This window comes from Aerococcus sanguinicola (assembly GCF_008726925.1).
Lineage (GTDB): Bacteria > Bacillota > Bacilli > Lactobacillales > Aerococcaceae > Aerococcus.
Map to the genome: position 1 here is coordinate 145,361 of NZ_VYWO01000004.1, position 26,855 is coordinate 172,215.

Below are 26,855 nucleotides of genomic sequence, written 5' to 3' on the forward strand. Positions count from 1 at the left end.
ATGCACGCATTAGAACAACACGCCAAAGAGCTCTTCAAGACCAATCTTGCTGACCTCTCAGACGCAGAAACTTACAAAGTCCTACTTGACTATGTTCAAGACCAAATGCTTGAATCCCCTGTTAATCAAGGGAAGAAGAAGCTCTACTATATCTCAGCTGAATTCCTGCTAGGCAAATTGCTGACGACTAACCTCATCAACCTTGGCCTCTACGATGAAGTCAGCCAAGTCCTCGAAGCCAATGGCAAATCCCTCCATGATGTAGAGAAAGCTGAAACAGAACCCTCCCTTGGTAACGGGGGACTGGGTCGTCTCGCCGCCTGCTTCCTCGATTCCATTGCCTCTTTAGGCATTAATGGTGACGGTGTGGGCCTGAACTATCACTTTGGCCTCTTCCGCCAGGTCTTCCGTGACAACCAACAAGGCTCTGTCCCTGACGAATGGCTCAACCATCCGAACTGGTTGGTAAAGACCGACAACTCTTATGAGATTCCTTTCCGTCATTTTAACTTCAAGTCGAGCCTCTACGAGATTGAAATTCCTGGCTTCCAACAAGAAGCCCACAACCGTCTCCGCCTCTTCGACTTAGAATCTGTCACTTCCGATATTATTGAAGCAGACAGCATCAACTTCGATAAGATGAATATCCCACAGAACCTCACTCTCTTCCTTTATCCGGATGACTCTGACTATGTGGGTAACCTCTTACGGATCTACCAACAATACTTCATGGTATCCAATGCCGCCCAGCTGATTATTGAAGAAGCCCAGGCTAAGGGGAGCGACTTGCACGACCTCTACGACTATGCTGTCGTTCAAATCAACGATACCCACCCTGCCTTCATTATCCCAGAATTCGTCCGTCTTTTAACCAACTACCATGGTTTTGACTTCAAAGAAGCTCTAGACGTTATCGAGAAAACAGTGGCCTTCACCAACCATACCATCCTGGCTGAAGCCCTAGAGAAGTGGCCCATGGCTTATATTGATGAAGTCGTCCCAGAAATCGCCAAAATCATTCGCCAACTAGACGAAGAGATTAAATCGCGCTATCCTGGCCAAGAAGCTGTTTATATCATTGACCAAGATGACCGCGCGCATATGGCTCATATTGCCATCCACTTCTCCTTCTCAACAAATGGCGTGGCCAAGCTTCATACGGAAATCTTGAAGAATTCTGAGCTCAAAGCCTTCTATGAGCTCTATCCCGACAAGTTCAATAACAAGACAAATGGGATTTCCTTCCGTCGCTGGATTATGGCAGCTAACCCTGAATTGACCCAATTATTGGATGAAAAGATTGGTGACGACTGGCATACCGATGCCGACCTGACGGCTTTTGCCCAAGAAATCGACCAGCCTGAGACCCTTGCGCGCTTACAAGAGATTAAGCACCATAATAAACTCCAGCTCCAAGAATACTTATCAGACCAACAAGGGATAACATTACACGATAATGCGATTATTGATGTTCAAATCAAGCGTCTCCATGAATACAAACGTCAACAGATGCTTGCCCTCTACATTATCCATAAATACCTGGATATCAAAGCCGGCAATGTGCCAAGTACCCCGATCACCATTCTCTTTGGCGGTAAGGCAGCACCTGCCTATACCATTGCCCAAGACATTATCCACTTAATTCTCTGCCTATCTGAACTCATCGCCAAGGATGATGACGTGAGCCCTCACCTCCAAGTCATCATGGTGGAGAACTACAATGTGACCTCTGCAGAGAAGCTCATCACAGCAGCTGATATTTCAGAACAAATCTCCCTCGCTTCTAAAGAAGCCAGTGGGACCGGTAATATGAAATTCATGCTGAACGGCGCCCTCACCATTTGTACTTTAGATGGAGCCAACGTGGAAATTGCTGAACGTGTAGGCGAAGAGAATATTTATATCTTCGGTCAAGACAGTGAAACCATCGTCAAGCTTTACGAAACAGGCGACTACCACCGCCACCTAGCTGACTACTACCACCGTGACCGCATCAAACCGCTAGTCGACTTCATTGTGAGCGATGACCTATTAGCACTCGGCAAACACGACCGCCTCTACCGTCTCCACGAAGACATCAAATATAAGGACTGGTTCATGGCCCTCATCGACCTTGAAGAATTCATCGACATCAAGGAAAAAGCCTATGCCGACTACGAAGACCAAGACAGCTGGACTAAGAAGGCCCTCATCAACATCGCCCAAGCCGGCTACTTCTCCTCCGACCGCACCATCCAAGACTATAACGAAGACATTTGGAAAATATAAGGGTGTGAGCAAGCCCCTATTTCAAAAGTCAAATAAGCAAAACCCCAAAGCTAAACTCCCCCAGGGCCATTTGTCCTGGGGGAGTTTAGTCGTTTTTTTGACCGGTCAGGCCCTAAAAACCACCGCTTAGCCAAAAAGAGGCGACATTTAGCCACTACTAGCCTATACTAGGGTCAGAAAGGAGGAACAGCCCAATGCCAAAAGAAAAATTGATCATCCAACGTATTCTTGATCAAGACGAAAGCAGTCACCAGGTCATCCTACGTGCCAATGATTCCAAATGGTTAGATCACACGGCAGACCTACTCTACAGGTTCGAAGGAAAGCGTCCGGCTGACCGTTTAACTATAAAAACTCAGGATAGTTACCAAGTCTTGACCATCCAAGACATCTTCTATGCCGAAATCAACCAAGGCCAACTGACCATCTGGACCAAGGACAAAAGCTATACTTGCCGGCTTAGTCTAAAGAAAATGGAAAGCCTCCTGCCAGAAGAGGATTATCTACGAGCCAGTCGCTATAGCCTCGTCCGCCTAGACGCTATTCAAAGCTTGGAACTGGCCTTCTCTGGCAATATGTATGCCAGACTCAGTAACCAGAAGAAAATTCTGATTAGTCGTCGCTTCCTCCATCAGTTTAAAGAAAGACTCGGTCTATGAAAGGAGTTCCATTATGAAAGATTTTATACGGCGAAGCTTCCAAGGCATCTGTCTCAGCATGCTTATTTTTGCTGTGATGGGGGCTATCTATTCCCCCTCGCCTGTCTACCTTAAACTATTGATCAGCTGGTCCCTTATCGGTTGTGTCTGTGGCGGTGGGTCGCTTCTCTATCAAGTAGACACGCTCAGTCCCATCCTGGCCGGTGCCTGCCATCTCACTCTGAGTCTTCTGACCTTCCTTGGTCTAGCCGCCTGGAATCAGTGGTTCCCCCTCACTTGGGGAATTATCCTCTCTGCCAGCCTGCAATTTAGCTTCATCTTTATCCTGATTGCCCTAGCTTACTATCTCTACTACAAGAAGCAAATTAAGGCAATCAACCGCAAACTAAAGCAAGAATAAGCTGAAACCCGCTAGGTCTAAGGACAGCCTAGCGGGTTTTATTTAATCGACAAATTCATTTTTAGCTTGACCTTAGCGCCACCACTGGTCATAGACATTGACCGGGAGTTCGCGTTTGTGTTGGCTGGCTTGGTAGAGGACTTCGATCCGTTCAGCATCAGCTTCTGGCACATCTTTTCCTTCCAGGTAATCATCAATGGCCTGGTAGGAGACTCCCAGGGCCTCTTCATCCGCTTGTCCCGGCTTATCATCTTCTAGGTCCGCCGTTGGTACTTTCTCATAGAGGCGGGGTTCAGCCCCCAGAGCTTGGAGCAAGGCCGCGCCCTGGCGTTTATTGAGCCGCCAGATAGGCATGATATCTGCTGCCCCATCGCCAAACTTGGTATAAAAACCTGTGACCGCTTCAGCTGCATGGTCCGAGCCAGCTACAATCCCACTATCCGCTCCCGCAATAGCGAACTGGCTGACCATCCGCTGCCGGGCCTTGATATTGCCTTTATTGAAGTCTGTGATGGCGACTCCCGCTGCCTCTAAGGCCTCCACTTGGCCATCTACAGCAGCTTTAATATTGACGGTGACAACCTGGTCTGCCTGGATAAATTTCAAAGCTTTCTGGGCGTCGTCTTCATCCAATTGTTTGCCATAGGGAAGGCGGACGGCAATGAAACGGAGGTCTTGCCGGCCCGTTTCCTCGCGTAATTCTTCCATGGCTAATTGGCAGAGACGCCCCACCAAAGTCGAATCCTGGCCCCCACTAATCCCTAGGACAAGAGTCTTAAAGAAAGGGTGTTGCTTGAAGTAATCCTTAATGAAGTCGATCGATTGACGGATCTCCGCGTCTACATCAATACTCGCTTTGACACAGAGCTGGTCAATAATATGTGCTTGTAAGGGACGCATTATGCTCCTCCTTTACCTGCTTCGATATCTGCTTTAATCTTTTCCTTGATTTCTTTAATGCTGTTCATCTTCAAGTCATAGAGCTCTTGGGAGAGGTCAACGGGATATTGCTCTGGGTTCAAAATTCGCTTGTACTCGTCCCATAGCGAATCCAGACGTCCCTTGGTATAATCCTTAATCTCATCTAATTCCGGTTGGTCATAGACCAATTCCCCCTTATCAAAAATTGTCTGCAAGAGTGGACGGGCCGTAAAATCAACGACCGTCTTATTGATATAAGGATAGGTGGGGTGGAACATAAAGAGCTCATCCAATTGATCAGGGCGTTCGTGTTTGAGGGCTACATAGTCCCCTTCCGACTTGCCATCAGCGTTCCGGGTAATCCGCCATACCTGCTTGTCGCCTGGTGTAGTCGTCTTCTCCGGTGAGCTCGAAATCTTCATCGTAGGAACTAGATGACCACTTTCGTCTTCCATGGAGCAGAGCTTGTAAACAGCTCCGAGCGCTGCTTGGTCGAAAGAAGTGATTAACTTGGTCCCCACACCCCAAGAATCAATCTTAGCGCCTTGCATCTTCAAGTTAAGGATTGTTTTTTCGTCTAAGTCGTTTGAAGCCACGATAATTGCATCTTCATAGCCGGCTGCATCCAGCATGGCCCGCACGCGCTTGGATTGGTAGGTTAAATCCCCACTATCTAAACGTACCCCGATGAAGTTGATTCGGTCTCCCATTTCATCAGCGACGCGGATGGCAGCTGGAACGCCTGAATTCATCACATCGTAGGTATCCACTAAGAAGACACAGTCCTTATGGGATTGAGCATAGGCCTTAAAAGCCTGGTAATCGCTCTGGAAGGACTGGACCATAGCGTGGGCATGGGTTCCTGAGATGGGCACACCCAAGGTCTTACCAGCGCGGACATTAGAGGTTGAGTCGAAGCCGCCAATATAGGCTGCCCGTGCGCCCCAAACGGAGGCATCCATTTCTTGGGCTCGTCGTGCGCCGAATTCAGCTAGGCCATCGTCCCCACAAACGGTACGGATACGGGAAGCTTTGGTCGCAATCAAAGTCTGGAAGTTCACAATATTCAAGAGGGCTGTTTCTACTAATTGGCAATCGACCAAGCGCCCTTCAATCTGCATCAAGGGTTCGTTGGCGAAGCAGAGTTCTCCTTCAACCATGGACCGGACTGTCGCTTGGAAGCGATAGTCTTTTAAATAATTTAAGAAGTCTTCTGGATAGTCCACTGTCTCCCTTAAATATTGAATGTCCGACTCGGTAAAACGTAAATTCTTGATATAATCAATCGCCCGTTCAAGACCGGCAAAGATAGCGTAGCCGTTACTGAAAGGATTCTTACGGAAATAAATTTCAAAAACCCCAAACTGTTCAGCCTTGCCACTTTCCCAATAGGTCTTCATCATATTGATCTCATAGAGGTCAGTATGTAGGGTTAAACTGTCATCTGGATAATTCATAAAGGCACCTCTGTTTTTCATTTTCTCCCATTATAACACTTCCCCCTAATTTTGTCGCAAAAAAGCCAATCTTAGGCTATTTAGCCAACTTATACAGAAAGTGAAAAAAGAGCCTGGAAGATATCTTCCAGACTCTTTTACGTCTTCCATACATTGAAGGCAACTTTTATTGCAGAAATTGTCATCGCGAGCTTGGGCTAACTGTTGTCTTAGCCTAACAGCGCGCTAGTTCACACCCTTAGTCGGGTTCGAGGATGCAGAAAGGGCTCCTCTTCGCAAAAAGTCTGCTGAAGTCTTTCAGACTTCCTCAGCCTTTTGCTCCAGAGCTCCCTTTCTCCCGCATCCTCTCACACCCTTTAGTCGGGTTCGGTTGCGCAGCTTCCTTGTCACTTCACAAGTCCCCGCCGCAGTCCTTCAGACTGCTCTGGTGACTTGCTCCAGTGAAAGGAAGCTAAACGCGCGCCCTCTCACCCTATTTAGTCAATGACTTGGATGTTCATTTTTTGGATGGTTTCGCGGTCCACATCTTTTTGGCTCTCTTCGTCGACGCCTGAAGAAGAGACCTTGTCAAAGAGGATCTTAATCGTTTGGAGCAGGATTTTGAAGTCCAAGATAATAGAATAGGTTTTGATATAGATCAAGTCAAAGTTGAGCTTACTATTGAAATCTGTCGCGTACTTACCGTAAACCTGGGCATAGCCTGTCAGGCCTGCTGGCACATTGTGGCGAAGATAGTAATGAGGATTTTGCTCCTGGAATTGGTCAACAAAGAAGGGGCGTTCTGGCCGCGGTCCAACTAATGACATGTCCCCATTCAAGATATTGAATAACTGAGGCAATTCATCAATCCGTAGCGAGCGCAAATACTTGCCAATCCCTGTAATACGGGCATCGTTCTTGGTTGCAATCACAGGGCCCGTACTCTCTTCGGCCGTTGCTGTCATGGTGCGGAACTTATAAATTTCAAATTCCCGGTTACCCTTAGTAATCCGAGTCTGCCGGTAAAAGACGGGGCCTTTAGACGTCAGTTTGACCAAGGCTGCCGTCACCAACATGATAGGAGAGGCAATGATCAATAGGACCAGGGACACGATAATATCCAGGAGTCGTTTGATCAAGGCTTGGTCTGCCGGGATCTTGAAATCAGAGGTTTCAATAATGGATTCATCCTCAAAGTTCATGATATTTGGATTCACCATGACTAAGTTTTCAAATTTCGAATTGAGAAAGAGTTTCTTATCCTCTGCCATAAGAAGGGAATAGAGACGGAGTTTCTCCTCCTCTTCAATCTGTGAAGCCAGGTAGACAATATCGAATTCATCCAAGCGGGCCTTCACATTGTCATAGTAGTGGTCGATCACCACATGGGTCACAATATGCCGGGTGGACTTGGATGACTTGAAATTGAAGATAGCGGGAAAGACTTCCTCTTCTTCACCGACAATCATCACCCGTTTATTGCTGGCATAGCGCCGGTACATACTGAAGACCAGGGCTCGGAAAGCATAGATCAAGAGCGTTGAAACAAAGAAGTCAATCAAAATGACAGAGCGTGGAAAAGCAAACCAACGCCCCACAAAACTCAAGACCATGGCCACAACAGCCAGCAGGGCCTGGATAATCAGGGTAATAAAGAAGATATCTCCCTTAGATTTATTGTATAAGACATAGATCCCAAATAATAAGTTAAAAACAATAAAGATAATTAAGATCCATGGAATTGCTCCCTGAAAGGCTTGAAAATTGCGCAAGGGAACATAACGGCCATAGCGGATAAAGAATGAAATGAAGTAAGATATCAGTAAGATTAAGGCCTCAGTTGCCCCGATAATGACCCGATACCAATTGGTCCATTCGCCGTTTCTTTGCATAATGATCCTCCTAAGAAAAAGGGACGGTTCAAACCGCCCCTTTAGCTGTTCTACTATATGGTATCTTAGCATAATTCCCATAGTTCAAGCAGCTATTTATCAAATTTTTTCCAAATTATTAAAGATTAAGCTTAGTTAGCAGCGCCTGCTTCAGCACTTCCGCTATTAGCTGCTCCGCCTTGGTCCGCCCCGCCAGTTGAGCCAGGATTAGCTGGTGTATCATTGTTAGCTGGTACTTCCGGTTGAGTTTCTGGTGCGGGTTGGGTTGTATTGTTGTCCCCTTGAGGTGCAGTAGACGAAGGTGCTGTCGATGGATTAGCTGAACTTTGCTTGTCATTCAGGGGTTTCGAAGAGACAGCAGACGACCCGGTACTTGGCTTCGTTTCGTCTTTCTTACCTGCATTATTGTTAGCGTTAGCATTGTTCTCTTGCTTATTAGATGGCTTGCTTTCCTCTGCCTTCTTGTCATCCTTCTTATCACTGTTACTTTGGTTTTGACGGTTGTTCGCATTGTTCGCGTTATTATTATTAGAAGCTGGACGTGAGCTTGGTGGGGTCACACGTTGACTTCCCCGGTTACCCACATTTTGGCTTTGGTTACGGTTAGTCCGAGTGGCTTGCTGACGGGCATCCTCTGCTTGTCTTTGCAGACGGTCGCTCCGTTCACGCGCTTGGTCTTGGGCCTTCTTGGCTTCATCTTCTAGCTTCTTAATTTGTTCTTGTGAAGCACCAGATTTACGGGCTTGGTCAATCTCAGCCTGACTGATGCGTTCCGTTAAGTCTTCATCAACTTGGCTGATCATTTCTAACATCTTGGCTGTGACATAAGGGTTTTCTTCCTTCTCAGCAGCCTCACGCAATTTGTCCAATTCTTTTTGTAGGTCTTCATGCTTCAAGTCTTTGTCAGATTTCAGGTCGTTGAGGGTCTTGCTAAACTTCTCGAACTGATCAGCTTGTTCCTCAGCGGTCTTCACCAAGTCGGCTAAGGTGCTATAAAGGCCATCTTCCTTAGCTTCCAAGGCCCCCTTGTATTGGTCCTTAACCTTATCAACATCCGCTTTCTTCAAACCGTCTTTGATGATCACCCATTTCTGCAAGGTGGCCCCATTGAGCGGTTGCTTATCCTTAGTTTTCTCAAAAAGATTATTAGTGGCATTTTGGACATCATAGCGTTTTTGGACATCTTCCAAGTCAGCCTGTAGTTGCCCCTTAACCCCTTCTTCATCCTTCAAGTTGGCGACATCTTCTTTAGCTGCTTCAATGTCTTCCTGGCTGATATCTTCAGCTAAGAACATTTTAGCTTCGTCAAAGTAGAGATCAGCAACAGCTTTTTCTGCCCCACTTTCCTTGTGGTCTTCAATGGCAGTCTGAACTGGTTCTTGCTGCAAGGCAGCATAGACGCCCACGCCCCCAATCAAGAAGAGAGAGACAGCAACGACTAGAACCCTTTGCCAGTTGAACTTTTTCTTCTTATTTTTCTTCAAGACAATCTCCTCCGTTAATATTTATCGCAATATTATGTCTACACTACGATAGCATGTTTCATTTTTCAATGCAAAAGTATTCCCGATTTGTAACCAATTTTTAAAGAAGTCAACAGATTTTTCCTATTAACTAGCAAAAAACTGGGACAAGGCCCAGTTTTTTATTAATTGTATTTAGCGTTCATTTGTTTTTCGTAGTGGTTCAAGAGCTTGGTTAAGGCATAGGTAATGATAAAGTAGATCACCATGGAGATAAAGAGTGGGATAATCCCTTGGTAGGTCTGACTGGTGACTGCCCGCGTTTGGAAGGTCAACTCGGCGACACCAATGGTCGATACAATGGACGATTCCTTGATCAGGGTGACGAACTCATTACCTAATGAAGGCCAGATGGAGCGTAAGGATTGTGGGAAGATAATCTTCCGCAGGGTCGTCTTGTAGTCCAAACCTAGGGACCGTGCAGCTTCGGCTTGGCCCTTGGGCACGGATTGGAGGCCCCCACGGATAATCTCACAAATATAAGCTCCCGAGTTGAGCGATACAGCGATCAAACCGGCCACTAGTGGGCTGATACCGAGTAGGCCCCCAACCCCTAAGAAGATAAAGAGGACTTGGATCATCAGAGGTGTCCCCCGAATAAATTCTACATAGGCCGTAGCCAAAGTAGATAGGAAGCCGAGATTAGAAATCCTCAACACGGCTAAGAGAGAGCCAAGGATCATCCCGAAGACAATCGATAGAAGAGAAATTAAGAGGGTCATCTTAATCCCGTCCCAGAAGAAGGGCCAGTAGGACATCCAATCGACTTTCTCTGTGTCAGCGAGCTGGTCTGCTGCTTCATCTGCCCATTGGTTGACTAAGCCTTTGTCAACTACTTCATCAATGGTATGGTTGATGGCTTCTGCTAGGCTGGGTTGGTTCTCAGGAATAACAACTGCCTTGCCGTCATTTTTCTCCCGAGGAATTTTGGCATCAACATAAGTCAACTGGTCATTGCCCTTAGTTGAAGTCCGAGCCATAATCTCATCAACCAAGACCCCATCGACCTGCTTGGTTCCTAGGGCACTGAGAAGGTCAGGCACCTGCTGCATGGTGAGCAATTTAGCCTTGGGCATGTGGGCCTTGGCTAGGTCTTCTTGGTAAGAGCCTTGTTGGACCCCCACGACGGTTCCTTCCACGAAGCTATCTTTATCCTTGAGCTTGTCTGCATCTTCTTGGCGGATAACCAGGGACTGGCCGGCATTCTCGTAAGGCTTGGTGAAGTCAACCGACTTATCCCTTTCCTCCGTATAGGTCATCCCTGAGATAATCATATCGATGGCCCCAGTCTCTAAGGAAGACATCAGGCTAGAGAATTCCATATTCACAATTTCCAGTTTAACCCCGAGATCATCGGCGATTTTTTCTGCTAGGGAGATATCAATCCCTTTCGTTTGGTTCTCGCCCCCTTCACGGGTCAAGAACTCAAAGGGAGGATAGTCGGGGCTAACGCCCAGCTTAATGACGCCCCGTTTCTTAATCTCATCGAGTAATTGGTCGTCGCCTGCCACTTGCCCCGATGCAGCGGGCTGGTCTTCAGCTGCCTGGACCAAGGCTCCTGCCCCCGCCAATAGCGGGCTAAAAGCAAGGACAAAGGTCATCAGGACCTGCAGGCTATACTTAAGTAGTTTTTTCATTAGATTTTGCCGTCCTTTTTCCATTCCTGTTCAGCAAGTACCCGCGCGGTTTGTGGTAGGCCGAAGAGCTTGATAAAGCCTTCTGCATCATTCTGATTGTAGATATCATCTTCATCGAAGGTTGCGAGGGCTTCATTATAGAGGGAATAAGGACTCGTCGTGCCCGCATCAATAATATTTCCCTTATAAAGTTCAAGCTTCACTTGACCGGTAACGTGTTTTTGCGTTTCATCCACAAATTGTTGGAGGGCCTTGCGCAGCGGTGAATTCCATAAGCCATTATACACTAACTCAGCATATTTATGGGCGAGAACTTGTTTAAACTGCAGGGTGTCGCGGTCTAAACACAATTCTTCTAATTTTTCATGGGCATGATAGATGATATGGCCACCTGGGGTTTCATACACGCCCCGTGACTTCATCCCTACCAGACGGTTTTCGACAATATCAAGAATGCCAATCCCATTAGCGCCACCTAGCGCGTTTAATTTTTCCACTAGAGCGATAGGTTCTAAGCGTTCGCCATCAACGGCTACAGGGTTCCCTGCTTCGAAATCGATCGTCACATAGCTACTTTCATCTGGGGCTTGTTGGGGAGAAACCCCTAGTTCTAAAATAGCATCCAGCTTGGGCTGTTGGCTAGGATCTTCCAAGTCCAGCCCTTCATGGGAGAGGTGCCAGAGGTTTTCATCCTTGGAATAATTGGTTTCGCGGGTAATCGGAAGGGGAACATTGTGGGCTTCCGCATAGTCGAAAGCATCTTCCCGGGATTGGATATCCCAAATCCGCCATGGGGCAATGATTTGAATAGTTGGGTCGAATTCGCGTAGGCCAAGCTCAAAACGTACTTGGTCGTTGCCCTTACCCGTACAGCCATGGACAATGGTGTCACAGCCTTCTGCATGGGCAATTTCAATCATCCGCTTGGCGATCAAAGGACGCGCATAAGCCGTTCCTAAGAGGTACTTGCCTTCATACTTCGCCCCAGCCCGCATGGCAGGATAGATATAGTCTGTAATGAATTCTTCGCGTAAATCTTCAACATATAATTTAGAAGCCCCGCAATTCACAGCCTTCTTCTTCAAATAATCGTAGTCTTCTTCCTGACCGACATTAGCTGTCATCCCGATAACTTCAACATCTTCACCATAAGTTTCCTTGATCCAAGGAATAATCACGGAGGTATCCAAACCACCTGAATAGGCCATCAAAACCTTCTTAACTTCCTTCGCTGCCATAATAAACTCCTCCTTAAATATAAAAAAACCGCCTCTTCCCAATTGAAGAGGCGGAGTTAACAATCATCCACGGTACCACTCTACTTGTTGGTTAAGCCAACATCTCTAGCCGATTAACGCTCGGATACGGACTAGTTTATCTTATCTAGTCGAGTTCATGCGGCGCGCTTCACAGAGTCTTCAGACAGGTCTTCCACCACCACCTGCTCGCTTTACTTAGGGACTTTGCTACTTTTCCGCAACCCTTTTATGAGAGTACTTTAATTTAATTGTTATTATATCACGGCTGACCTAAATGTCAACTGAACTTTTCAATTTTATTTTACGATTTAGACTGAGCGCGCTCCAGGGCCTGGCAGAGGGCTTGGGCATGTTCTTCCACCCGTTCAGGGGCTGGTCCCCCTAAGACATTCCGGCGGTAAACACAGGCCTTCAAGTCAATTGTCTCAAAGATATCCGCTTCAAAGCTATCCGCATAGCGCTGGTAATCTTCCAAGGACAAGTCTTCCAGAGTTAAGCCCTCCTGGCTACAATACTGGAGAATATTCCCCGTAATTTGATAGGCATCACGGAAGGGCATGCCCTTAGCTGCTAGGTAGTCTGCACAGTCTGTCGCGTTCAAGAAACCCTGGCCACAAGCCGCATACATGGCCTCTTCATCGACAATCGTTGCTTCTAACATAGCGGGTAAGAGGCTGACCATCATCTCCATGGTATCGATTGCGTCGAAGAGGGCTTCTTTTTCCTCCTGCATATCCTTGTTATAGGCTAGCGGCAGGCCCTTCATCAGCGTCAGGACCGTCATCAGATCACCATAGACCCGGCCCGTCTTACCCCGCATCAATTCATGAATATCCGCATTCTTCTTCTGTGGCATGATGGACGAGCCCGTAGAGAAGGAATCTTTCAAGTGGATAAAATGAAATTCCTGACTGGCCCAGAGGATGCTCTCCTCGGCATAGCGGCTCAAGTGCATGGCCAGAATCGACAAGGCGCTCAGCATTTCAATACTATAGTCACGGTCAGACACCGCATCCAGACTATTGGCGGATGGGGTCAAGAAGTCCAAAAGCTCGGTCGTTAAATCACGGTTCAGCGGGAAGGAAGACGTCGCCAAAGCCCCTGCTCCCAGGGGCATGGTTAAGTCAATCCGCTTGCCCACATCCTGCAAGCGGCCATAGTCGCGCAGGAGCATTTCCGCATAGGCCATAAGATAGTGGCCATAGGTAATCGGTTGGGCCCGCTGTAAATGGGTATAGCCCGGCATGATGCTTTCCGTATGCTGGAGGGCCTTCTGAGCGAAGGCTAGCATGGCATCCTCCAAGAGGCCACAGAGGGTCTCAATCTCATCTCGGACATAGATCTTTAAGGCAGTGGCAACCTGGTCATTCCGGCTCCGTCCCGTGTGAACCTTCTTCCCTGTATCGCCCAGACGGCGGGTTAATTCTGCCTCAATAAAACTATGGACATCTTCTTCTTGGTAGTCAATCGCTAACTCACCTTGGCGGTAGTCTTCCCGCATCTGCCCCAGCTCCTGGTAGAGGGCTTCCGCCTCCCCTTCATCAATAATCCCTTGGGCACCCAGCATCTTCGCATGGGCCATTGAGCCTTGTAAGTCAGCATCTAAGAGCCTATCGTCCACCTGAATTGATTGATTAAATTGATAAGCTGCCTCAGACATTGCATCATGAAAGTCATTCGACCAAATTGCCATCTTCGCCACTCCATTCTTTTCATTCTTATGCTTAATCATAAACAAAGAACGGCCAAGGTGCAAGATGGATTGGATAAACTTGCTTGAGCCAAGGGCCTTGTCAGCCTGCCACCTATCATCTGAGTGCTTTGAAAGCATAGCGTCTGATATATGAAAATTAAGAAAAGGCTCCAACTGTTCATTCAGTTAGAGCCTTGTGTTGAGCTACTGGTGCTTTGGGGGTTTAGTTGGGTTCGCAAAGGCAGAAAGGGAGTGACTTCAGCAAAGTGGAACGATCGGCTTTCAGCCGCTCTTTTCCTCTTTGCCTCCAGTCACCCCTTTCTAAACGCCTTTGCTCACACCCTGTTTAGTCGGGTTCGAGGATGCAGAAAGGGCTCCTCTTCGCAAAGATCCGCCGAAGACTTTCAGCCTTCTCTGGTTCTTTGCTCCAGAGGTCTATTTCTCCCGCTAGCCCTCACACCCTTTAGTCGGGTTCGACTTGGCAGGCTTGGAGTGATTTCACAAGTCCGAAACGAGCGAATACTTCGCTCTTATTCTGACTTGCTCCAATCATCCAAGCCTAACCGCCAAGTCTCACACCCTTACTTTATTCGTTTTCGAATATGGCTTTGATTTCGACATAATCTTCTAAGCCGTAGTAGCCTTTTTCGCGGCCTAGGCCGGACATCTTATAACCGCCGAAGGGTGCTTGGTCGCTGCCTGGGTTATCGTTGACAAAGACATTCCCGGTCCGCAATTGACGAGCGACTGCCTTGGCTTCTTCTTCTGGGCCAACCACAGCTCCGGAGAGGCCGTATGGGGAATCGTTGGCTTGTTTGATAGCATCTTCTGTATCCGTATAGGTCAAGACACAAAGCACAGGCCCGAAGATTTCTTCTTGGGCAATGGTCATATCATTCGTCACATTAACGAAAACAGTCGGATCCACATAATAGCCGGTCCGATCAATTTGGCCACCACCGACTAAGACCTCAGCGCCTTCTGCCTTACCCTTTTCGATATACTGTTCAACGGTTTGTTTTTGCTTGGCTGATACCATAGGGCCGACCTTTGTTTCTTCATCGGCTGGGTCGCCAATGACCACTTCTTTGTCGTAGAAGGCTTTAATCGCTGCCTTATAGTCTTCCAATTCATCTTCAGGGACGAAGAGCCGGGTCAGGGCAGCACAGGTTTGCCCTTGGTTATCGAGTACAGTATTCATGGCCTTAGCCACTGCCAACTCCTTGTCGCCACCTTTTAGTGCAAGGAGAGCAGACTTACCACCCAGTTCGAGCACCAGGCGTTTGATGGTGGCACTGGCCTTGTCATAGAGGCCCCGGCCTACTTCCGTGGAGCCTGTAAAGGAGATAATGGCCACATCGTCATGGCCAGCTAGGAGGTCTCCTGCCTCACTGCCGCGGCCAGTAATCAAGTTAACGACCCCTTTAGGCAGACCAGCTTCTTCAATAATTTCCATAAATTTAATAGCTGTGAGTGGTGTATCCGACGCTGGTTTGACCACAATAGTATTACCAGTTAAGAGCGCTGGGGTCAGCTTGCGTTGGATCTGGTTCAGTGGATAGTTCCAGGGCGTAATGCAGGCTACCACGCCAGCCCCTTCCTTAATAACGGTAGCGGTATCGTAACGCTCTTCGAAGTTAAAGCGGTCCAGGGCCTTCAAACTGCCTTCCAATTCGCCAATCGATTTGCGAACTTGGTTGTCTCGGGAAAAGGCCTTGCCTGCTCCCATCTCTTCAACCACAATATCCACTAATTCTTCCTTATGAGCCTTGAGTCCTTCTAACACCTTCTCTAAATAAGCCTTGCGTTCAGCCACAGCCAAGGCATTCCAGGAAGGGAAGGCAGCTTTAGCCGCCGCAACGGCATCATCCACATCTTCAGCATTGCTGGTTGGCACTTGGCCAATAACTTCTTCCGTTGTAGGGTTGATAACGTCTGTATACTGACCAGACTTGCTATCTACCCAATCACCATTGATATAATTTTGATATGTCTTCATCCAATAACCTCCTTCAACTGACTGTTAAGGGTCTACACTTCAATTATCAAGTAATCATCACTTAAATTCAAGCCAGAGCCTTTAAAAAAAGCCCCCTAATTAAAGGGAGCTTGAGCGTTTCATCGAGATCTAGCTTAGATAAATTTAGCTGCAAAGTCTGCGAAGGCTTTACCAGCACTTGCTAAGAATTCTTTGGTATCTTCTGCAGTAATTTCACCATTTTCGCCGATGTAGTCTGCAGAGTTCCCAATATAAAGTTCAGGTTGTTGCATAACAGGCATGTCTAAGAAGACTAAGGATTGACGGAGGGTGTGGTTGGCAATAGCGCCCCCGATACCTGCTGGTGATTGAGAAGCAACAAGAGCTGGCTTGCCTTCCCAAACGCTTGAGCCGTATGGACGAGAGCCTAAGTCAATAGCATTCTTCAAGCTAGCTGGAATACTGCGGTTATGTTCTGGTGTAACAAAGATGATTGCATCTTGTGCACGCACTTCATCACGGAAGCGAGTATATTCTGCAGGCTGTTCAGAGGCTTCATCATAGTCTTGGCTGTAAAGTGGAAGGTCAGCTGTTTCGATAAAGGTAACCTCAGCATCACTTGGTAAGCCAGCAACTAAGCCCTTTGCGATAGCTTCAGAGAATGAATTCTTACGGATTGAACCTAAAACAACACCATATTTTGTCATAAATTAAAACTCCTTCTTTCTTTAACTGCTATTTCTTAACAACTTATCTTATAAGCCTATGATAATAGTTCAGTTCCGAAATTTCAAGTGAAAGGCCTCAAATCCGAAATATTCTTTGAGATTTAAGACTAGCTGCCCTCCAAGCCTAAAAAAACAAGAACCCCCTTGCGAGAGTTCTTGTTTCTTCATGACTTAGTGGCTTAGTACATGCCACCCATAGCGCTTGGATCCATAGCTGGAGCAGCAGATTCAGGTTCTGGCTTGTCAGCGACAACACTTTCAGTTGAAAGGATGAGTCCTGCAACGGAACCAGCATTTTGAAGGGCTGAACGTGTGACCTTAGTTGGGTCAACGATCCCAGCTTCAATCATGTCTACCCATTCATTGTTTTGGGCATTGAAACCAATTCCTTGGTCTTTGCTGCGGAGGCGTTCCACGATCACAGAGCCTTCTAAGCCTGCGTTTTCAACGATTTGACGGAGAGGTTCTTCTAGGGCACGCGCTACAATCCGAGCACCAGTAGCGGCATCGCCTTCCAGGGCTTCCGTTGCTTTTTCAACTTTTTCTTGAACGTTCATGAGAGCGGTACCCCCACCAGCAACAATCCCTTCTTCAACCGCAGCACGGGTTGCATTCAAGGCATCTTCAATGCGGAGCTTACGTTCTTTTTGTTCAGATTCAGTAGCAGCACCGACTTTAACGACAGCCACCCCACCAGCTAATTTAGCTAGACGTTCTTGGAGTTTTTCACGGTCGTAGTCTGAAGTGCTTTCTTCAATTTGTTTACGGATTAGAGCAATACGTTGTTCTAATTGTTCCTTGTTACCGTCACCTTCCACAACAGTGGTGTGGTCTTTGGTTACAGTAACGCTACCAGCCTTACCTAAGTGGTTGATGGTGGCATCTTTCAGTTCTAAGCCGAGGTCTTCAGAAATCACTTGACCACCAGTTAAGATAGCCAGGTCTTCCAACATTTCTTTACGACGGTCACCAAAGCCTGGTGCTTTGACAGCTACCACATTCATGGTGCCACGTAATTTATTAAGTACCAATGTAGGAAGAGCTTCCCCATCCACATCATCAGCAATTAATAAGAGTGGGCTGCCTTGTTGTAAGATTTGTTCAAGGAGAGGTAGGATGTCTTGGATATTGGAGATCTTACGGTCTGTTAAGAGAATGTAAGGATTTTCCAAGTTAGCTTCCATCTTTTCATTATCGGTTACCATGTATTGGGAGAGGTAGCCACGGTCAAATTCCATCCCTTCCACTACATCTAATGTGGTATCGATGGACTTAGAATCTTCGATGGTAATAACCCCATCTTCGCCTACCTTACCCATAGCTTCTGCAATTAGGTCACCAACTTCTTGGTCACCTGATGAGATAGCAGCAACGTTAGCAATCGCATCTTGGGATTCCACTTGAACAGAGTTTTCTTTCAAACCTTCAACGGCTGCCCGGATGGCTTCATCGATCCCACGGCGTACACCGACAGGATTAGCCCCTGCTGTCACATTCTTCAAGCCTTCGCGGACAATCGCTTGGGTTAAGATAGTAGCTGTTGTGGTCCCATCCCCTGCGACATCATTGGTCTTAGAAGCCACTTCAGCGACTAATTTAGCCCCCATGTTTTCGAAATGATCTTCTAATTCGATGTCCTTAGCAATGGTTACCCCATCATTAGTGATCAATGGTGAGCCATAGCTTTGTTCGAGGACAACGTTACGCCCCTTAGGCCCTAAGGTAATCTTCACCGTATTCGCTAATTTGTCTACCCCTCGCACTAAAGATTGACGGGCATCTTCTGAAAATTTAATATCTTTTGCCATTAAAATTCATGCTCCTCTCGATAATTGATTAATGATTCTTTCTTAAATTCTGTCTTTACTTAGTCTTCGATAATAGCGACGATATCTTTAGCTTTTAAGATTAAGTATTTTTCACCAGCATATTCCACTTCATTGCCGGCATATTTTTCAAATAAGACAAGGTCATCTTTCTTAACTGGACTTGTGAAATCTTCTGTTTCATCAGCAACTGCAATCACACGTCCCACTTGGGATTTCTCTTGAGCTGCGGATGGTAGTAAAATACCAGACGTTGTTTTTTCTTCTTGTTCTTCGATCTGAACAATCACACGTTCATTTAAAGGTTTTAACATAATTCACATTCCTCCATCAGTTCCAAAAAAGCATTTCATTTTTGCTGTTAGCACTCAAGACTTCCAAGTGCTAACTTACAGTTATTATCTTAAAACATTTTATTTTAGAATGCAAGCTTTTTGTTGACTTTTTTTGACCTTTTAATATTTCTTTAAAGAATCCTGTCCCAATAGCTATTCTTACTTGTCTTTTCACTCGATTTTCGTTACATTACTTATTACCATGCAAGTTATTAAAGGAGTGTTGCTATGTCTTTACAAGCGCTAATCATGAATATTCTACTTAAAATTGTCCTTGCCGGCCTCTTCCTCTCCCTTGCCATCTCCATGGTCCGTGAGAATGGGTGGTCCTTTCTCCCCTTCATCAATATTCTCTTAGCCAGCCACGATATTTACCAGAGCATCAAGCTAGTTGGTGTCTACAAAAGAATTAATCATTACAAACGTTAAGCCCTCCGCTTAGCAGACAAAAAAGTGCCCCAAAGGAAGCTGGATCAGTCCTTTGAGGCACTTTTTCTAAGTCCACTAATGGTGGGTCACATAATAGATTAAAGTTTGCAATTCGTTAGCGAGGTCCACGGTTTGGACGAACATGTCTTTAGGAACATTGAGCCGGCTAGCTGAAAAGTTCAAAATCCCCTTAACACCAGCTTCTTCCAGCTGTGGAACCACACTTTGGGCGACATGGCCAGGCACGGCCAGGATGACAATATCGATTTGACGCGCTTCCAATTGGTCAACGATTTCATCCATACTATAGATTGGCACCCCTTCATGGATCTTTCCTATCTTATCTGGATCAATGTCGAACGCTGCATTGATATGGACATTATTGGACTGCTTAAAGTTATAGCTAATCAAAGCATTCCCCAAGTTGCCGACCCCAATCAGGGCTACCATCGTCAACTGGTCCTGGCTCAATAAGCGACTAAAAAAGTCAATGAGATGGTCCACCTCATAGCCGTAACCTCGTTTACCTAGGGTACCAAAATAAGAAAAATCGCGTCGAATGGTCGCACTATCTACTTTAACCGCATCAGAAATTTGCTCTGAGGAGACGCGTTCCATCCCCATCGCCTTAAAATTCTTTAAACATCTGTAATAAATGGATAATCGTTTGGCTGTTGCCTTTGGTATCTTTTTCACTTGAATCCCCCCTGTTTGTTCACTTGTGAAAAATAGAATAGAAATATTTTACCAGGATTTTGTTTTTGAAGCAAATCAAAATGATTAATTTAAGCTTAAACCAAATCCATAGCGGTAAGTATTTCCGGCACTGTCTTGATAGGCATAAGGCCGGTCCATGTACTTGTCCTTATCATAACCAGGGACATCGTTAGGCGAGGCACAGATTCCCTCATCATTGACCGCGATCACTTCATCACTCGCTGGTAGGGTTAGAGGTAATGTGCCCTTGGCTGGACAAGCCCCTGTATAGACATCCATAATGGCTTGGATAAAGCTATTGAAACTTACCGTTAAAGCCTCAGCTAAAGGCTCTACATTCTCCAAAATAAAGGGTAAGTCCAAGTTGACATTGATGATGGTATGGTCCACAGCTGCCTGGATGGCCTTCACCCGGTCGAGGTCCACATTCGTTGCTTGGTGGATCTGCAGGTCGAGATAACCCGAAGTAGCTTCGAAATAGGACCCTGAAATAGGTTCCAAGAAGAGCAAGGCAATATCTGCTTCCTTGTAGTCTGTCACCAGGTCAATCTGTGGGAAGGCTTGGCGGATCTGGTCAGGTAATTTGTGGTTGAGTTCATCCGTATTACCGAAGATCCCTTGCTTGCGGCGACTGGCCATCTCCTCTTCATTATAAACCTTAGTAAAGATCTCCGCATAGACCTTCCTCCCTGCTAATTTATCAGCTGTCAAGGGCAAGAGGTCTTGGTCATTCTTCAAGAGTACAACAGATTCTTGGTGGGCCTGGTAAGCGGTCTGACGACTCGCCTCACTATTGGTCACTGCTTCTGCTTGGTCAGCTTCTTGGTAAGGGTTCTCAAATAAACCTAAGGCAAAGAGTTCTTTTAGCGTCCCCTTAACCCGGTCATTGACCGTTGCTTCATCCACAAGCCCCTGGTCTACAGCTGCTTCAAAGGCTTCAACTTCTGTGGTTCCCGATACAATATTGGTGCCGGCCTTCAGTAGCTTGGCGACCCGTTCAGGCTTGGTCAGGTCTTCTACCCCCCAGGCACAGGCATCCAAGACCCCTGTATCCGAATTAATATAGCCTTCAAAGCCAAGCTCATCACGCAAGAGATCTTGGAGGAATTGCCGGTTGTAGGCAAAAGCTACATCTTCCTCGAAGCCTGCTGGGAAGGGCTCTTGGGGCAGGTTGGATTTCTCTTGGCTTGGAATCGCATAGTAAGGCATGATAGCGCTAGGATGATGTTTAATCGCTGCCTTAAATGGAGGGAGATGGTAGCTTTCCAAACTATTAGGCGTTGGATAAACATTATACTTCCCTTCTTCATAATGGGGGTCAAAGCCATTCTCTCGCGCACCGCCACCAGGGAAATGTTTAATAGTTAGCGCCACCCCTTGGTCATCCAGGTTTTCACCTTGGTAGATGGGAATAATGCTTTCAGCAATCTCTGAAATTTGTTCCGGATTCTCACCAAAAGTTCCCGAAGTTCTAAACCAGCGGGGATCGGTCGCTGTATCCACCATGTACATATAGCCCTTGCGGATGTTATTGTGCCAGAATTCCTGCTTACCGATCTGGGCAAAGGCCTTAATCAATGGTAAGTTGCGGCTTGCCGCTAGGCCTAAGGTGCCAGGAAATTGGGTGAAGCGGCCAATAGCTGATTCCGCATTGAAAGTCGCTTCATTGTTCTCATTCTTTGAATTGGATAGAACAACAAGAGGAATCCCTAAGCGGGTCTTTTCGACCATTTCCTGCATGGTATTAACCCAGCTGACGATTTCATTAGGCTTGGCATTCTCTCTTAAGATGATGTGACGGATTTGGAAATCCTCTAAGAGGGTTGACGTAGGGTATTCATGCTTCGGATGAGGGTATTGGATATCTTTATCCGCCTCATTAATCACTCCGTCGTGGCTGGTGGGCTCTCCCTCTTCAGCAGAGATCCCCATGGGCTTATCAATCAGCACCATCATCCCAGCCTTCTCCCGGAGGTTCATCCGCTCCACTAAGTCCTGGGCGCGTTCTTCTGGACTCAGGCGCCAGTCCTCGTAGGGATTGATTTGGCCGTCCTTATTATGGTCCTTGAAGTAGAGCCCATCGACCTCCAGTTCGTCTAAGTGACGACTGACTAATTTCTTTTGTTCCATTTCATCGCTCCTTATCGCTTTATCATTAATTTTAACCACAGTATAAGTCTATTTTAAGGGATAAAGTGTTTTTTGCAAAGCCTTTCACAAGGACAAAGGATTTTCCCAGTCGTCCCTATTCTAGAATTATGCTAAACTAGGACTAGTATTTTAGAAGGAGGCTAGACAATGATTCTTTTACAAGGTTCCAATTTAGCCCGACAATTTGGGGCAGAGACCCTGTTTGAAGACATTCAAATCACCGTTCAAGACACTAGTCGCATTGGTCTAGTCGGTAGAAATGGTACCGGTAAATCGACCCTACTCAAGATTCTCGCAGGTATTGAGAGTCCAGACCATGGGACGGTTTCCCAGCGCAAAGGCACGCGGATTGCCTATATGGACCAACATACGGCTGTCAATAGCGAACGGACCGTTTACGAAGAAATGAAGAGCGTTTTTGCGGAGAGCTTGGCCCTTATCGACCAAGCCAACCAAGCGGCTATGGTTCTCGCTGACCAGGCAGTGATCCAAGATCCTGACCGCTATGAACAAGCGCTTAAGACCTATGACCAGCTCCAAGAAGAGATCAACCGGCGCAATGCCTATAGCTATGATTCCGAGATCCGCATGGTCCTCCATGGTTTCCGCTTTCCAGAAGAAATGTACGACCAACCCATTGCACAAATGTCAGGTGGTCAGCGGACCCGCCTGGCCCTGGCCAAGGTCCTCCTCGAGAAGCGAGACATCCTGATCCTCGACGAACCGACCAACCACTTAGATATCGATACCCTCAATTGGCTGGAAGGCTACCTGCCCAAGTATCCAGGTGCCCTCTTGATCGTCAGCCACGACCGCTACTTCCTCGACCATGTCACCAACGAAACCTATGAAATGACCCACCATGGCATCGAACACTATGCCGGCAATTACAGCTTCTACCTAAAGGAGAAGGCCGTTCGCTTGGAAACGCAAATGAAGGCCTATGAAAAGCAACAAAAAGAAATCCATAAATTAGAAGACTATATTGCCCGCAACCTGGTCCGCGCCTCTACCACTAAGATGGCGCAGAGCCGGCGCAAGCAGCTCGAGCGAATGGACAAGTTGGAACGTCCCCAGCAGGATGAGCGGTCGGCCCGCATCCAATTCAGTACGGAGAAGTCCAGCGGTAATGTGGTTCTCACGGTGGATGACCTAGCTATCGGTTACGAAGACTGCCTGTCTTATCCCATCAATATTGACCTCCGCAAGCAGAAGGCCCTAGCCGTTGTCGGCCCCAATGGCGTGGGCAAGTCGACCCTGCTCAAGACCATCACAGGACAGATTCCAGCCTTAGAAGGTGATTACAAATTAGGGACCAATGTCAGTCTGGGCTACTACGACCAAGAACTGGGCAATCTCAATTCTAAAAAAGACGTTCTCCACGAACTCTGGGATGACCACCCCGCCATGAACGAACAAGACATCCGTACCATCCTCGGCAGCTTCCTCTTTAGCGGGAGCGACGTTGAAAAACCGGTCCACGGCCTCAGCGGTGGGGAAAAAGCCCGCCTAGAGCTGGCCAAACTCGCCCTCGACCACGACAACTTCCTGGTCCTAGACGAACCCACTAACCACTTGGACATCGACTCCAAGGAAGTCTTAGAGAACGCCCTCATCGACTATGACGGCACCCTTTTATTTGTTAGCCACGACCGCTACTTCATCAACCGCCTAGCGACCGAAGTTTTAGAAATTTCAGAAGACGGCAGCAAGCTTTACCTCGGTGACTACGACTATTACTTAGCCAAAAAAGCCGAAGAAGAAGCCCGCCAAGCGGCCCAAGCCAGCACGGAGGATCACGAAACAGTAGTGGAAGAAAAATCCTCTGGCAAGATCAGCTACGAAGCAAACAAACAAAAACAACGCGAACAGCGCCGTCAACAACGACTTATCGACCAGTGCGAAGAAGAAATTAGCCAAGTCGAAGAAGAAATTCAGGCCATCGAAAACGAAATGGCCAAACCCGAAGTCTACCAAGACAACGCCCAAATCCTCGACCTCAACGCCCAACTCGAACCCCTCAAACAACACCACCAAGACCTCATGGACCAATGGGAAGAGCTGCTTGAGAAACTATAGGATATAAAATATCGCGCGATCCTTCCCCCCTTGCAGCTATAACAGCTACAAAAACAGACAAAAAATCCACCATTTTCACATCAAATCAGTGAAGCTGGTGGATTTTTAATTTCTAATATTTTTTAAGAGTCACTAATATCCAAACCTGGAACAGCATCTAAGCTCAGGTCAGCAAATTCAGCTCTCTGATAGAGGGTATAGGCTGCTGCTCCAATCATCGCGGCATTATCACCACAATATTTAAGTGGCGGGAAGTAGAGGGCGACTTCTGGGTGGCGGTCAGCGAGAGCCGCTTGAAGTTCTTGGCGTAAGCCACTGTTGGCAGCTACCCCACCAGCGACTAAGAGCTGCTTGGCCGGATAGTCGTCCAGGGCCCGGCAAGTTTTCTCCACTAGAACTTCCACCGCCGCCGCTTGGAATGAACTTGCAACATTTTCTTTGACAAGCTTCTCCCCGCGTTGGTCGGCATTGTGGAGGTGGTTAATAACTGCTGACTTGAGCCCACTAAAGCTGAAATCGTAATTGTCTTCATCCAGCATGGGGCGCGGATAATCATAAGTATCTTGGCCGACTTGGGCGAGTTCATCCATCTTCTTACCTCCAGGATAGGGCAAGTCGAGTAGGCGCCCTACCTTATCATAGGCCTCACCCACGGCATCATCACGGGTATCCCCAAACTTCTCAAAAACCCCGTCCGCGGGCATGTAGATCAATTCCGTATGTCCCCCACTGACGACCAGTGACAATAGGGGAAAGTCCATGGCTTGGACTAGCTGGTTAGCATAAATATGGCCGGCAATATGGTTGACCCCAATCAAAGGTTTATCATGGGCAAAGGCCAGGGTCTTGGCAGCCGTAATCCCGATCAAGAGCGAGCCTACCAAACCAGGCCCCTTGGTCACCGCAATCCCATCAATGTCCTCCCAGCCTAAACCCGCTTCTTCAAAGGCTAAATCGACAATTTGAGTAATTTGTTCAACATGGTGGCGGCTCGCTATTTCCGGCACCACGCCACCAAAACGCATGTGGCTTTTGACCTGGGTGGCAACAATATTGGCCAAGCAGTCCTTGCCATCACGAATAATCGCTGCCCCTGTTTCGTCACAGCTCGATTCAATTGCTAATAGGGTTACTGACATCTTCTCACCTTTTCTAATTAAACCTGTAAACAATAAATCCAGGCATCTTCTCCATCCTGGTAATAATTTTGACGGATAGCTAATCGTTCAAATCCTAGCTTCCGATAGAGGGTCTGGGCGGGAAGATTCGTCGCCCGCACTTCCAAGAACATCCGCTCCATCCCTTGGCTCTTCAACTGGTCAATCGCTTCGCTCAGGAGTTTTTGACCCAAGCCTTGCCTTTGATGAGCAGGTAGAACAGCCAGGTTGAGGAGTTCCGCCTCGCCCGCTAGAACTTGAATCTGGGCCAGAGCCAGTAAGTTTCCCTGGTCCTCATAAGCAAAAACCTGGGCATGGGGCCGACTGAGGAAGTGGTCCAGAGCGTCAACTGTCCATGTTGGAGCTTGAGGATAAGCAGCGTCTAAGACCACCCACATCGCTTCTCCCAAGCCTGCTTCCAAACATTTAATCATCCTTATCCTCGCCCTCCTCCCAGCGCCAAGCCAATAAATCAGCATGTTCATGGTTATCATGATAATAAAAGCGCCGCGTCTTCAGTCGGCTAAAGCCCCGAGCCCGGTAAAAAGCTTGGGCCGCTGTATTCGATTGGCGGACTTCTAGCTGGATTTGCGTAAGGTCAAGCTGCTGGGCAATCTGTCTAGCTTCTTCGAGTAAATAGCTACCCAAGCCCTGCCCCTGCCAAGTCGGATCTACCATAAAATTAGACACATGCAGGTGGTCAGCTTCTTCCCGGCAAGCAATGAAGCCAAGCAAGCTGCCATTGATGAAAGCCTGGAGATAGCAAGTATCTGACCGGCCGACCATGTCTTGGTAGAAATCCTTTAACTGCCACATGACTTGACCATAGGCTAATTTTTCCAATTCAACCATCTGTTTGAGTGCAGTTTGGTCAGACAAGCGCAGGCTGACTACTAGACCAGAAGGCAAGACGCGCTCAGCTTGCTGGATATCAATTCGGTCCAATAGGTCTTCTTTACCTGGACTGAACCAATGATTCATCCAAGTCAAGTATCTGTTAATCCGCTCTTTCAACATAGCTGTCCCCATCATGACCGGGGTTCTTCGCCCGCCAATTCTCTTCAGCCTCAGCCAACTTGGCATAGTCGGGCAAGAAGGTATCCACATCTTCTAATTCTAGCGGGAGCTGAACCATCTTATGGGCATAGATTAGCCGGTCTTCCGGCGCTGCCAAGTGGCAATGGTCGTGCCGGTATAGGATGGGCGCCAAGTCTGCCTCATAACTTGCTAGGTCAGGACTTATAAAGTAAACCGCATCATAATCATCTAGGCGGTCTTCCCACTGGGCTAGCCAGTCTGAGAAGGGGCCATGCTTTACCTCTTCTAAAGCGGTCCAACTATTTCCGTCTTTCAAATAAGCGGCGGCAAAGACTGTCTGCCGGCGGGCATCGAAGAAGGGTAAGACCAAGGCCTTATGCGTTCGGATATTGGCAGCCAGGGCCAAGAGACTTGGGACCGAATACAGGGGAATCTCTAGGGTCGAAGCCAAAACTTTGGCTGCTGTTACTCCCATCCGCAGCCCCGTATAAGAACCTGGTCCCTTGGAAACAAGGATTCCTTCCAGGTCTTCAGCCTGCCAGCCTACCGTTTCCATCATGGTCTGGATTAGGGGCAGCAACTGGGTCGAATGTTTAATCTTGGTATTGGTGGTTATCTCACTAATCAAGGTCTGGTCTTCCAACAAGGCCAGGCTCAGGGATAGCGTTGCACTATCGATCGCTAAAATACGCATCTTAGCACCCTCTCTAATTTGACTATTCACAGCTC

At 47.3% G+C, this 26,855-nt stretch carries 22 protein-coding genes; 5 read left to right on the plus strand and 17 right to left on the minus strand.

Translation table 11 applies throughout. The annotated features are described in order from the left end of the window. The 3 genes from glgP (at position 1) to F6I03_RS07065 (ending at position 3,327) form a co-directional block, all read left to right on the plus strand. On the plus strand, positions 1-2,268 hold the full coding sequence (gene glgP, locus F6I03_RS07055) for a glycogen/starch/alpha-glucan family phosphorylase (protein WP_070431421.1): 2,268 nt from the start codon (positions 1-3) through the stop codon (positions 2,266-2,268). A 194-nt stretch (positions 2,269-2,462) separates the two neighbouring features. Beyond that, on the plus strand, positions 2,463-2,927 hold the full coding sequence (locus tag F6I03_RS07060; protein WP_070431422.1) for a LytTR family DNA-binding domain-containing protein: 465 nt from the start codon (positions 2,463-2,465) through the stop codon (positions 2,925-2,927). Between the two features lie 13 nt (positions 2,928-2,940). Next, positions 2,941-3,327, plus strand: coding sequence for a DUF3021 domain-containing protein (locus tag F6I03_RS07065; RefSeq protein WP_070431423.1), 387 nt, complete (start codon positions 2,941-2,943; stop codon positions 3,325-3,327). A gap of 72 nt (positions 3,328-3,399) precedes the next feature. Here F6I03_RS07065 and nadE read toward each other — a convergent pair whose 3' ends face one another. From nadE to F6I03_RS07120, 11 genes are all read right to left on the minus strand, one after another. Then, entirely contained in the window at positions 3,400-4,227 is an 828-nt protein-coding gene (gene nadE / locus F6I03_RS07070) for an ammonia-dependent NAD(+) synthetase (RefSeq protein ID WP_070431424.1), read from the minus strand. Next, a complete protein-coding gene (locus tag F6I03_RS07075) occupies positions 4,227-5,705 on the minus strand; it encodes a nicotinate phosphoribosyltransferase (protein ID WP_070431425.1) in 1,479 nt (492 codons plus the stop codon). The genes nadE and F6I03_RS07075 overlap by 1 nt, the downstream gene beginning before the upstream one ends. Before the next feature lie 476 nt (positions 5,706-6,181). Further along, complete coding sequence (locus F6I03_RS07080; RefSeq protein ID WP_070431426.1) at positions 6,182-7,576, minus strand: sugar transferase; 1,395 nt, start codon at positions 7,574-7,576, stop codon at positions 6,182-6,184. 131 nt (positions 7,577-7,707) lie between these two features. Further along, complete coding sequence (locus F6I03_RS07085; RefSeq protein ID WP_070431427.1) at positions 7,708-9,060, minus strand: hypothetical protein; 1,353 nt, start codon at positions 9,058-9,060, stop codon at positions 7,708-7,710. A gap of 164 nt (positions 9,061-9,224) precedes the next feature. Next, positions 9,225-10,736 (minus strand): ABC transporter substrate-binding protein/permease, encoded by a 1,512-nt coding sequence (locus tag F6I03_RS07090; RefSeq protein ID WP_070431428.1) that lies wholly within the window; start codon positions 10,734-10,736, stop codon positions 9,225-9,227. Beyond that, entirely contained in the window at positions 10,736-11,974 is a 1,239-nt protein-coding gene (locus tag F6I03_RS07095) for an argininosuccinate synthase (protein WP_070431429.1), read from the minus strand. The genes F6I03_RS07090 and F6I03_RS07095 overlap by 1 nt, the downstream gene beginning before the upstream one ends. 322 nt (positions 11,975-12,296) lie before the next feature. Beyond that, entirely contained in the window at positions 12,297-13,688 is a 1,392-nt protein-coding gene (gene argH, locus F6I03_RS07100) for an argininosuccinate lyase (RefSeq protein WP_070431489.1), read from the minus strand. 586 nt (positions 13,689-14,274) lie between these two features. Next, the gene (locus F6I03_RS07105) at positions 14,275-15,687 is read right to left on the minus strand and encodes an aldehyde dehydrogenase family protein (RefSeq protein WP_070431430.1); all 1,413 of its coding nucleotides are present in this window, start codon (positions 15,685-15,687) and stop codon (positions 14,275-14,277) included. 134 nt (positions 15,688-15,821) lie between these two features. Further along, the gene (locus F6I03_RS07110) at positions 15,822-16,373 is read right to left on the minus strand and encodes an NADPH-dependent FMN reductase (RefSeq protein ID WP_070431431.1); all 552 of its coding nucleotides are present in this window, start codon (positions 16,371-16,373) and stop codon (positions 15,822-15,824) included. A 200-nt stretch (positions 16,374-16,573) separates the two neighbouring features. After that, on the minus strand, positions 16,574-18,202 hold the full coding sequence (gene groL, locus F6I03_RS07115; protein WP_070431432.1) for a chaperonin GroEL: 1,629 nt from the start codon (positions 18,200-18,202) through the stop codon (positions 16,574-16,576). 59 nt (positions 18,203-18,261) lie between these two features. Further along, positions 18,262-18,534 carry a co-chaperone GroES gene (locus F6I03_RS07120; protein WP_070431433.1) on the minus strand — a complete coding sequence of 91 codons (273 nt, stop codon included), beginning with the start codon at positions 18,532-18,534 and terminating at the stop codon, positions 18,262-18,264. Between the two features lie 249 nt (positions 18,535-18,783). Between F6I03_RS07120 and F6I03_RS07125 the strand changes: the two genes are divergently transcribed. Further along, positions 18,784-18,984 (plus strand): hypothetical protein, encoded by a 201-nt coding sequence (locus F6I03_RS07125; protein WP_070431434.1) that lies wholly within the window; start codon positions 18,784-18,786, stop codon positions 18,982-18,984. 75 nt (positions 18,985-19,059) lie between these two features. On the opposite strand, the gene F6I03_RS07130 is transcribed toward F6I03_RS07125, so the two are convergent. Then, the gene (locus F6I03_RS07130; RefSeq protein WP_141737876.1) at positions 19,060-19,686 is read right to left on the minus strand and encodes a redox-sensing transcriptional repressor Rex; all 627 of its coding nucleotides are present in this window, start codon (positions 19,684-19,686) and stop codon (positions 19,060-19,062) included. 78 nt (positions 19,687-19,764) lie between these two features. Then, positions 19,765-21,831, minus strand: a complete 2,067-nt coding sequence (locus F6I03_RS07135; protein ID WP_070431436.1) for a glycoside hydrolase family 3 protein — start codon at positions 21,829-21,831, stop codon at positions 19,765-19,767. 168 nt (positions 21,832-21,999) lie between these two features. On the opposite strand from F6I03_RS07135, the gene F6I03_RS07140 reads away from it, so the two are divergent. Next, positions 22,000-23,931: an ABC-F family ATP-binding cassette domain-containing protein gene (locus tag F6I03_RS07140; RefSeq protein ID WP_070431437.1), complete on the plus strand. Its 1,932-nt coding sequence runs from the start codon at positions 22,000-22,002 to the stop codon at positions 23,929-23,931. 122 nt (positions 23,932-24,053) lie between these two features. On the opposite strand, the gene tsaD is transcribed toward F6I03_RS07140, so the two are convergent. Genes tsaD through tsaB form a run of 4 tightly spaced genes read right to left on the minus strand, consistent with a single transcriptional unit; the run spans position 24,054 to position 26,820 of the window. Next, on the minus strand, positions 24,054-25,070 hold the full coding sequence (gene tsaD / locus F6I03_RS07145) for a tRNA (adenosine(37)-N6)-threonylcarbamoyltransferase complex transferase subunit TsaD (protein ID WP_070431438.1): 1,017 nt from the start codon (positions 25,068-25,070) through the stop codon (positions 24,054-24,056). 17 nt (positions 25,071-25,087) lie between these two features. Beyond that, a complete protein-coding gene (gene rimI, locus F6I03_RS07150) occupies positions 25,088-25,522 on the minus strand; it encodes a ribosomal protein S18-alanine N-acetyltransferase (protein ID WP_070431439.1) in 435 nt (144 codons plus the stop codon). Continuing rightward, entirely contained in the window at positions 25,515-26,120 is a 606-nt protein-coding gene (gene rimI, locus F6I03_RS07155; RefSeq protein ID WP_168163694.1) for a ribosomal protein S18-alanine N-acetyltransferase, read from the minus strand. Before rimI (F6I03_RS07155) ends, rimI (F6I03_RS07150) begins: the two co-directional genes overlap by 8 nt. Continuing rightward, a complete protein-coding gene (gene tsaB, locus F6I03_RS07160; RefSeq protein WP_070431441.1) occupies positions 26,086-26,820 on the minus strand; it encodes a tRNA (adenosine(37)-N6)-threonylcarbamoyltransferase complex dimerization subunit type 1 TsaB in 735 nt (244 codons plus the stop codon). The genes rimI (F6I03_RS07155) and tsaB overlap by 35 nt, the downstream gene beginning before the upstream one ends. Positions 26,821-26,855 lie beyond the last annotated feature (35 nt).

Excerpts from the sequence above, each read along its gene's own strand:
- glgP (WP_070431421.1), top strand. The coding sequence starts at position 1 with ATGCACGCATTAGAACAACACGCCAAAGAGCTCTTCAAGACCAATCTT.
- F6I03_RS07060 (WP_070431422.1), top strand. The coding sequence starts at position 2,463 with ATGCCAAAAGAAAAATTGATCATCCAACGTATTCTTGATCAAGACGAA.
- F6I03_RS07065 (WP_070431423.1), top strand. The coding sequence starts at position 2,941 with ATGAAAGATTTTATACGGCGAAGCTTCCAAGGCATCTGTCTCAGCATG.
- nadE (WP_070431424.1), bottom strand. The coding sequence starts at position 4,227 with ATGCGTCCCTTACAAGCACATATTATTGACCAGCTCTGTGTCAAAGCG.
- F6I03_RS07075 (WP_070431425.1), bottom strand. The coding sequence starts at position 5,705 with ATGAATTATCCAGATGACAGTTTAACCCTACATACTGACCTCTATGAG.
- F6I03_RS07080 (WP_070431426.1), bottom strand. The coding sequence starts at position 7,576 with ATGCAAAGAAACGGCGAATGGACCAATTGGTATCGGGTCATTATCGGG.
- F6I03_RS07090 (WP_070431428.1), bottom strand. The coding sequence starts at position 10,736 with ATGAAAAAACTACTTAAGTATAGCCTGCAGGTCCTGATGACCTTTGTC.
- F6I03_RS07095 (WP_070431429.1), bottom strand. The coding sequence starts at position 11,974 with ATGGCAGCGAAGGAAGTTAAGAAGGTTTTGATGGCCTATTCAGGTGGT.
- argH (WP_070431489.1), bottom strand. The coding sequence starts at position 13,688 with ATGGCAATTTGGTCGAATGACTTTCATGATGCAATGTCTGAGGCAGCT.
- F6I03_RS07105 (WP_070431430.1), bottom strand. The coding sequence starts at position 15,687 with ATGAAGACATATCAAAATTATATCAATGGTGATTGGGTAGATAGCAAG.
- F6I03_RS07110 (WP_070431431.1), bottom strand. The coding sequence starts at position 16,373 with ATGACAAAATATGGTGTTGTTTTAGGTTCAATCCGTAAGAATTCATTC.
- groL (WP_070431432.1), bottom strand. The coding sequence starts at position 18,202 with ATGGCAAAAGATATTAAATTTTCAGAAGATGCCCGTCAATCTTTAGTG.
- F6I03_RS07120 (WP_070431433.1), bottom strand. The coding sequence starts at position 18,534 with ATGTTAAAACCTTTAAATGAACGTGTGATTGTTCAGATCGAAGAACAA.
- F6I03_RS07125 (WP_070431434.1), top strand. The coding sequence starts at position 18,784 with ATGTCTTTACAAGCGCTAATCATGAATATTCTACTTAAAATTGTCCTT.
- F6I03_RS07135 (WP_070431436.1), bottom strand. The coding sequence starts at position 21,831 with ATGGAACAAAAGAAATTAGTCAGTCGTCACTTAGACGAACTGGAGGTC.
- F6I03_RS07140 (WP_070431437.1), top strand. The coding sequence starts at position 22,000 with ATGATTCTTTTACAAGGTTCCAATTTAGCCCGACAATTTGGGGCAGAG.
- tsaD (WP_070431438.1), bottom strand. The coding sequence starts at position 25,070 with ATGTCAGTAACCCTATTAGCAATTGAATCGAGCTGTGACGAAACAGGG.
- rimI (WP_070431439.1), bottom strand. The coding sequence starts at position 25,522 with ATGATTAAATGTTTGGAAGCAGGCTTGGGAGAAGCGATGTGGGTGGTC.
- rimI (WP_168163694.1), bottom strand. The coding sequence starts at position 26,120 with ATGATGGGGACAGCTATGTTGAAAGAGCGGATTAACAGATACTTGACT.
- tsaB (WP_070431441.1), bottom strand. The coding sequence starts at position 26,820 with ATGCGTATTTTAGCGATCGATAGTGCAACGCTATCCCTGAGCCTGGCC.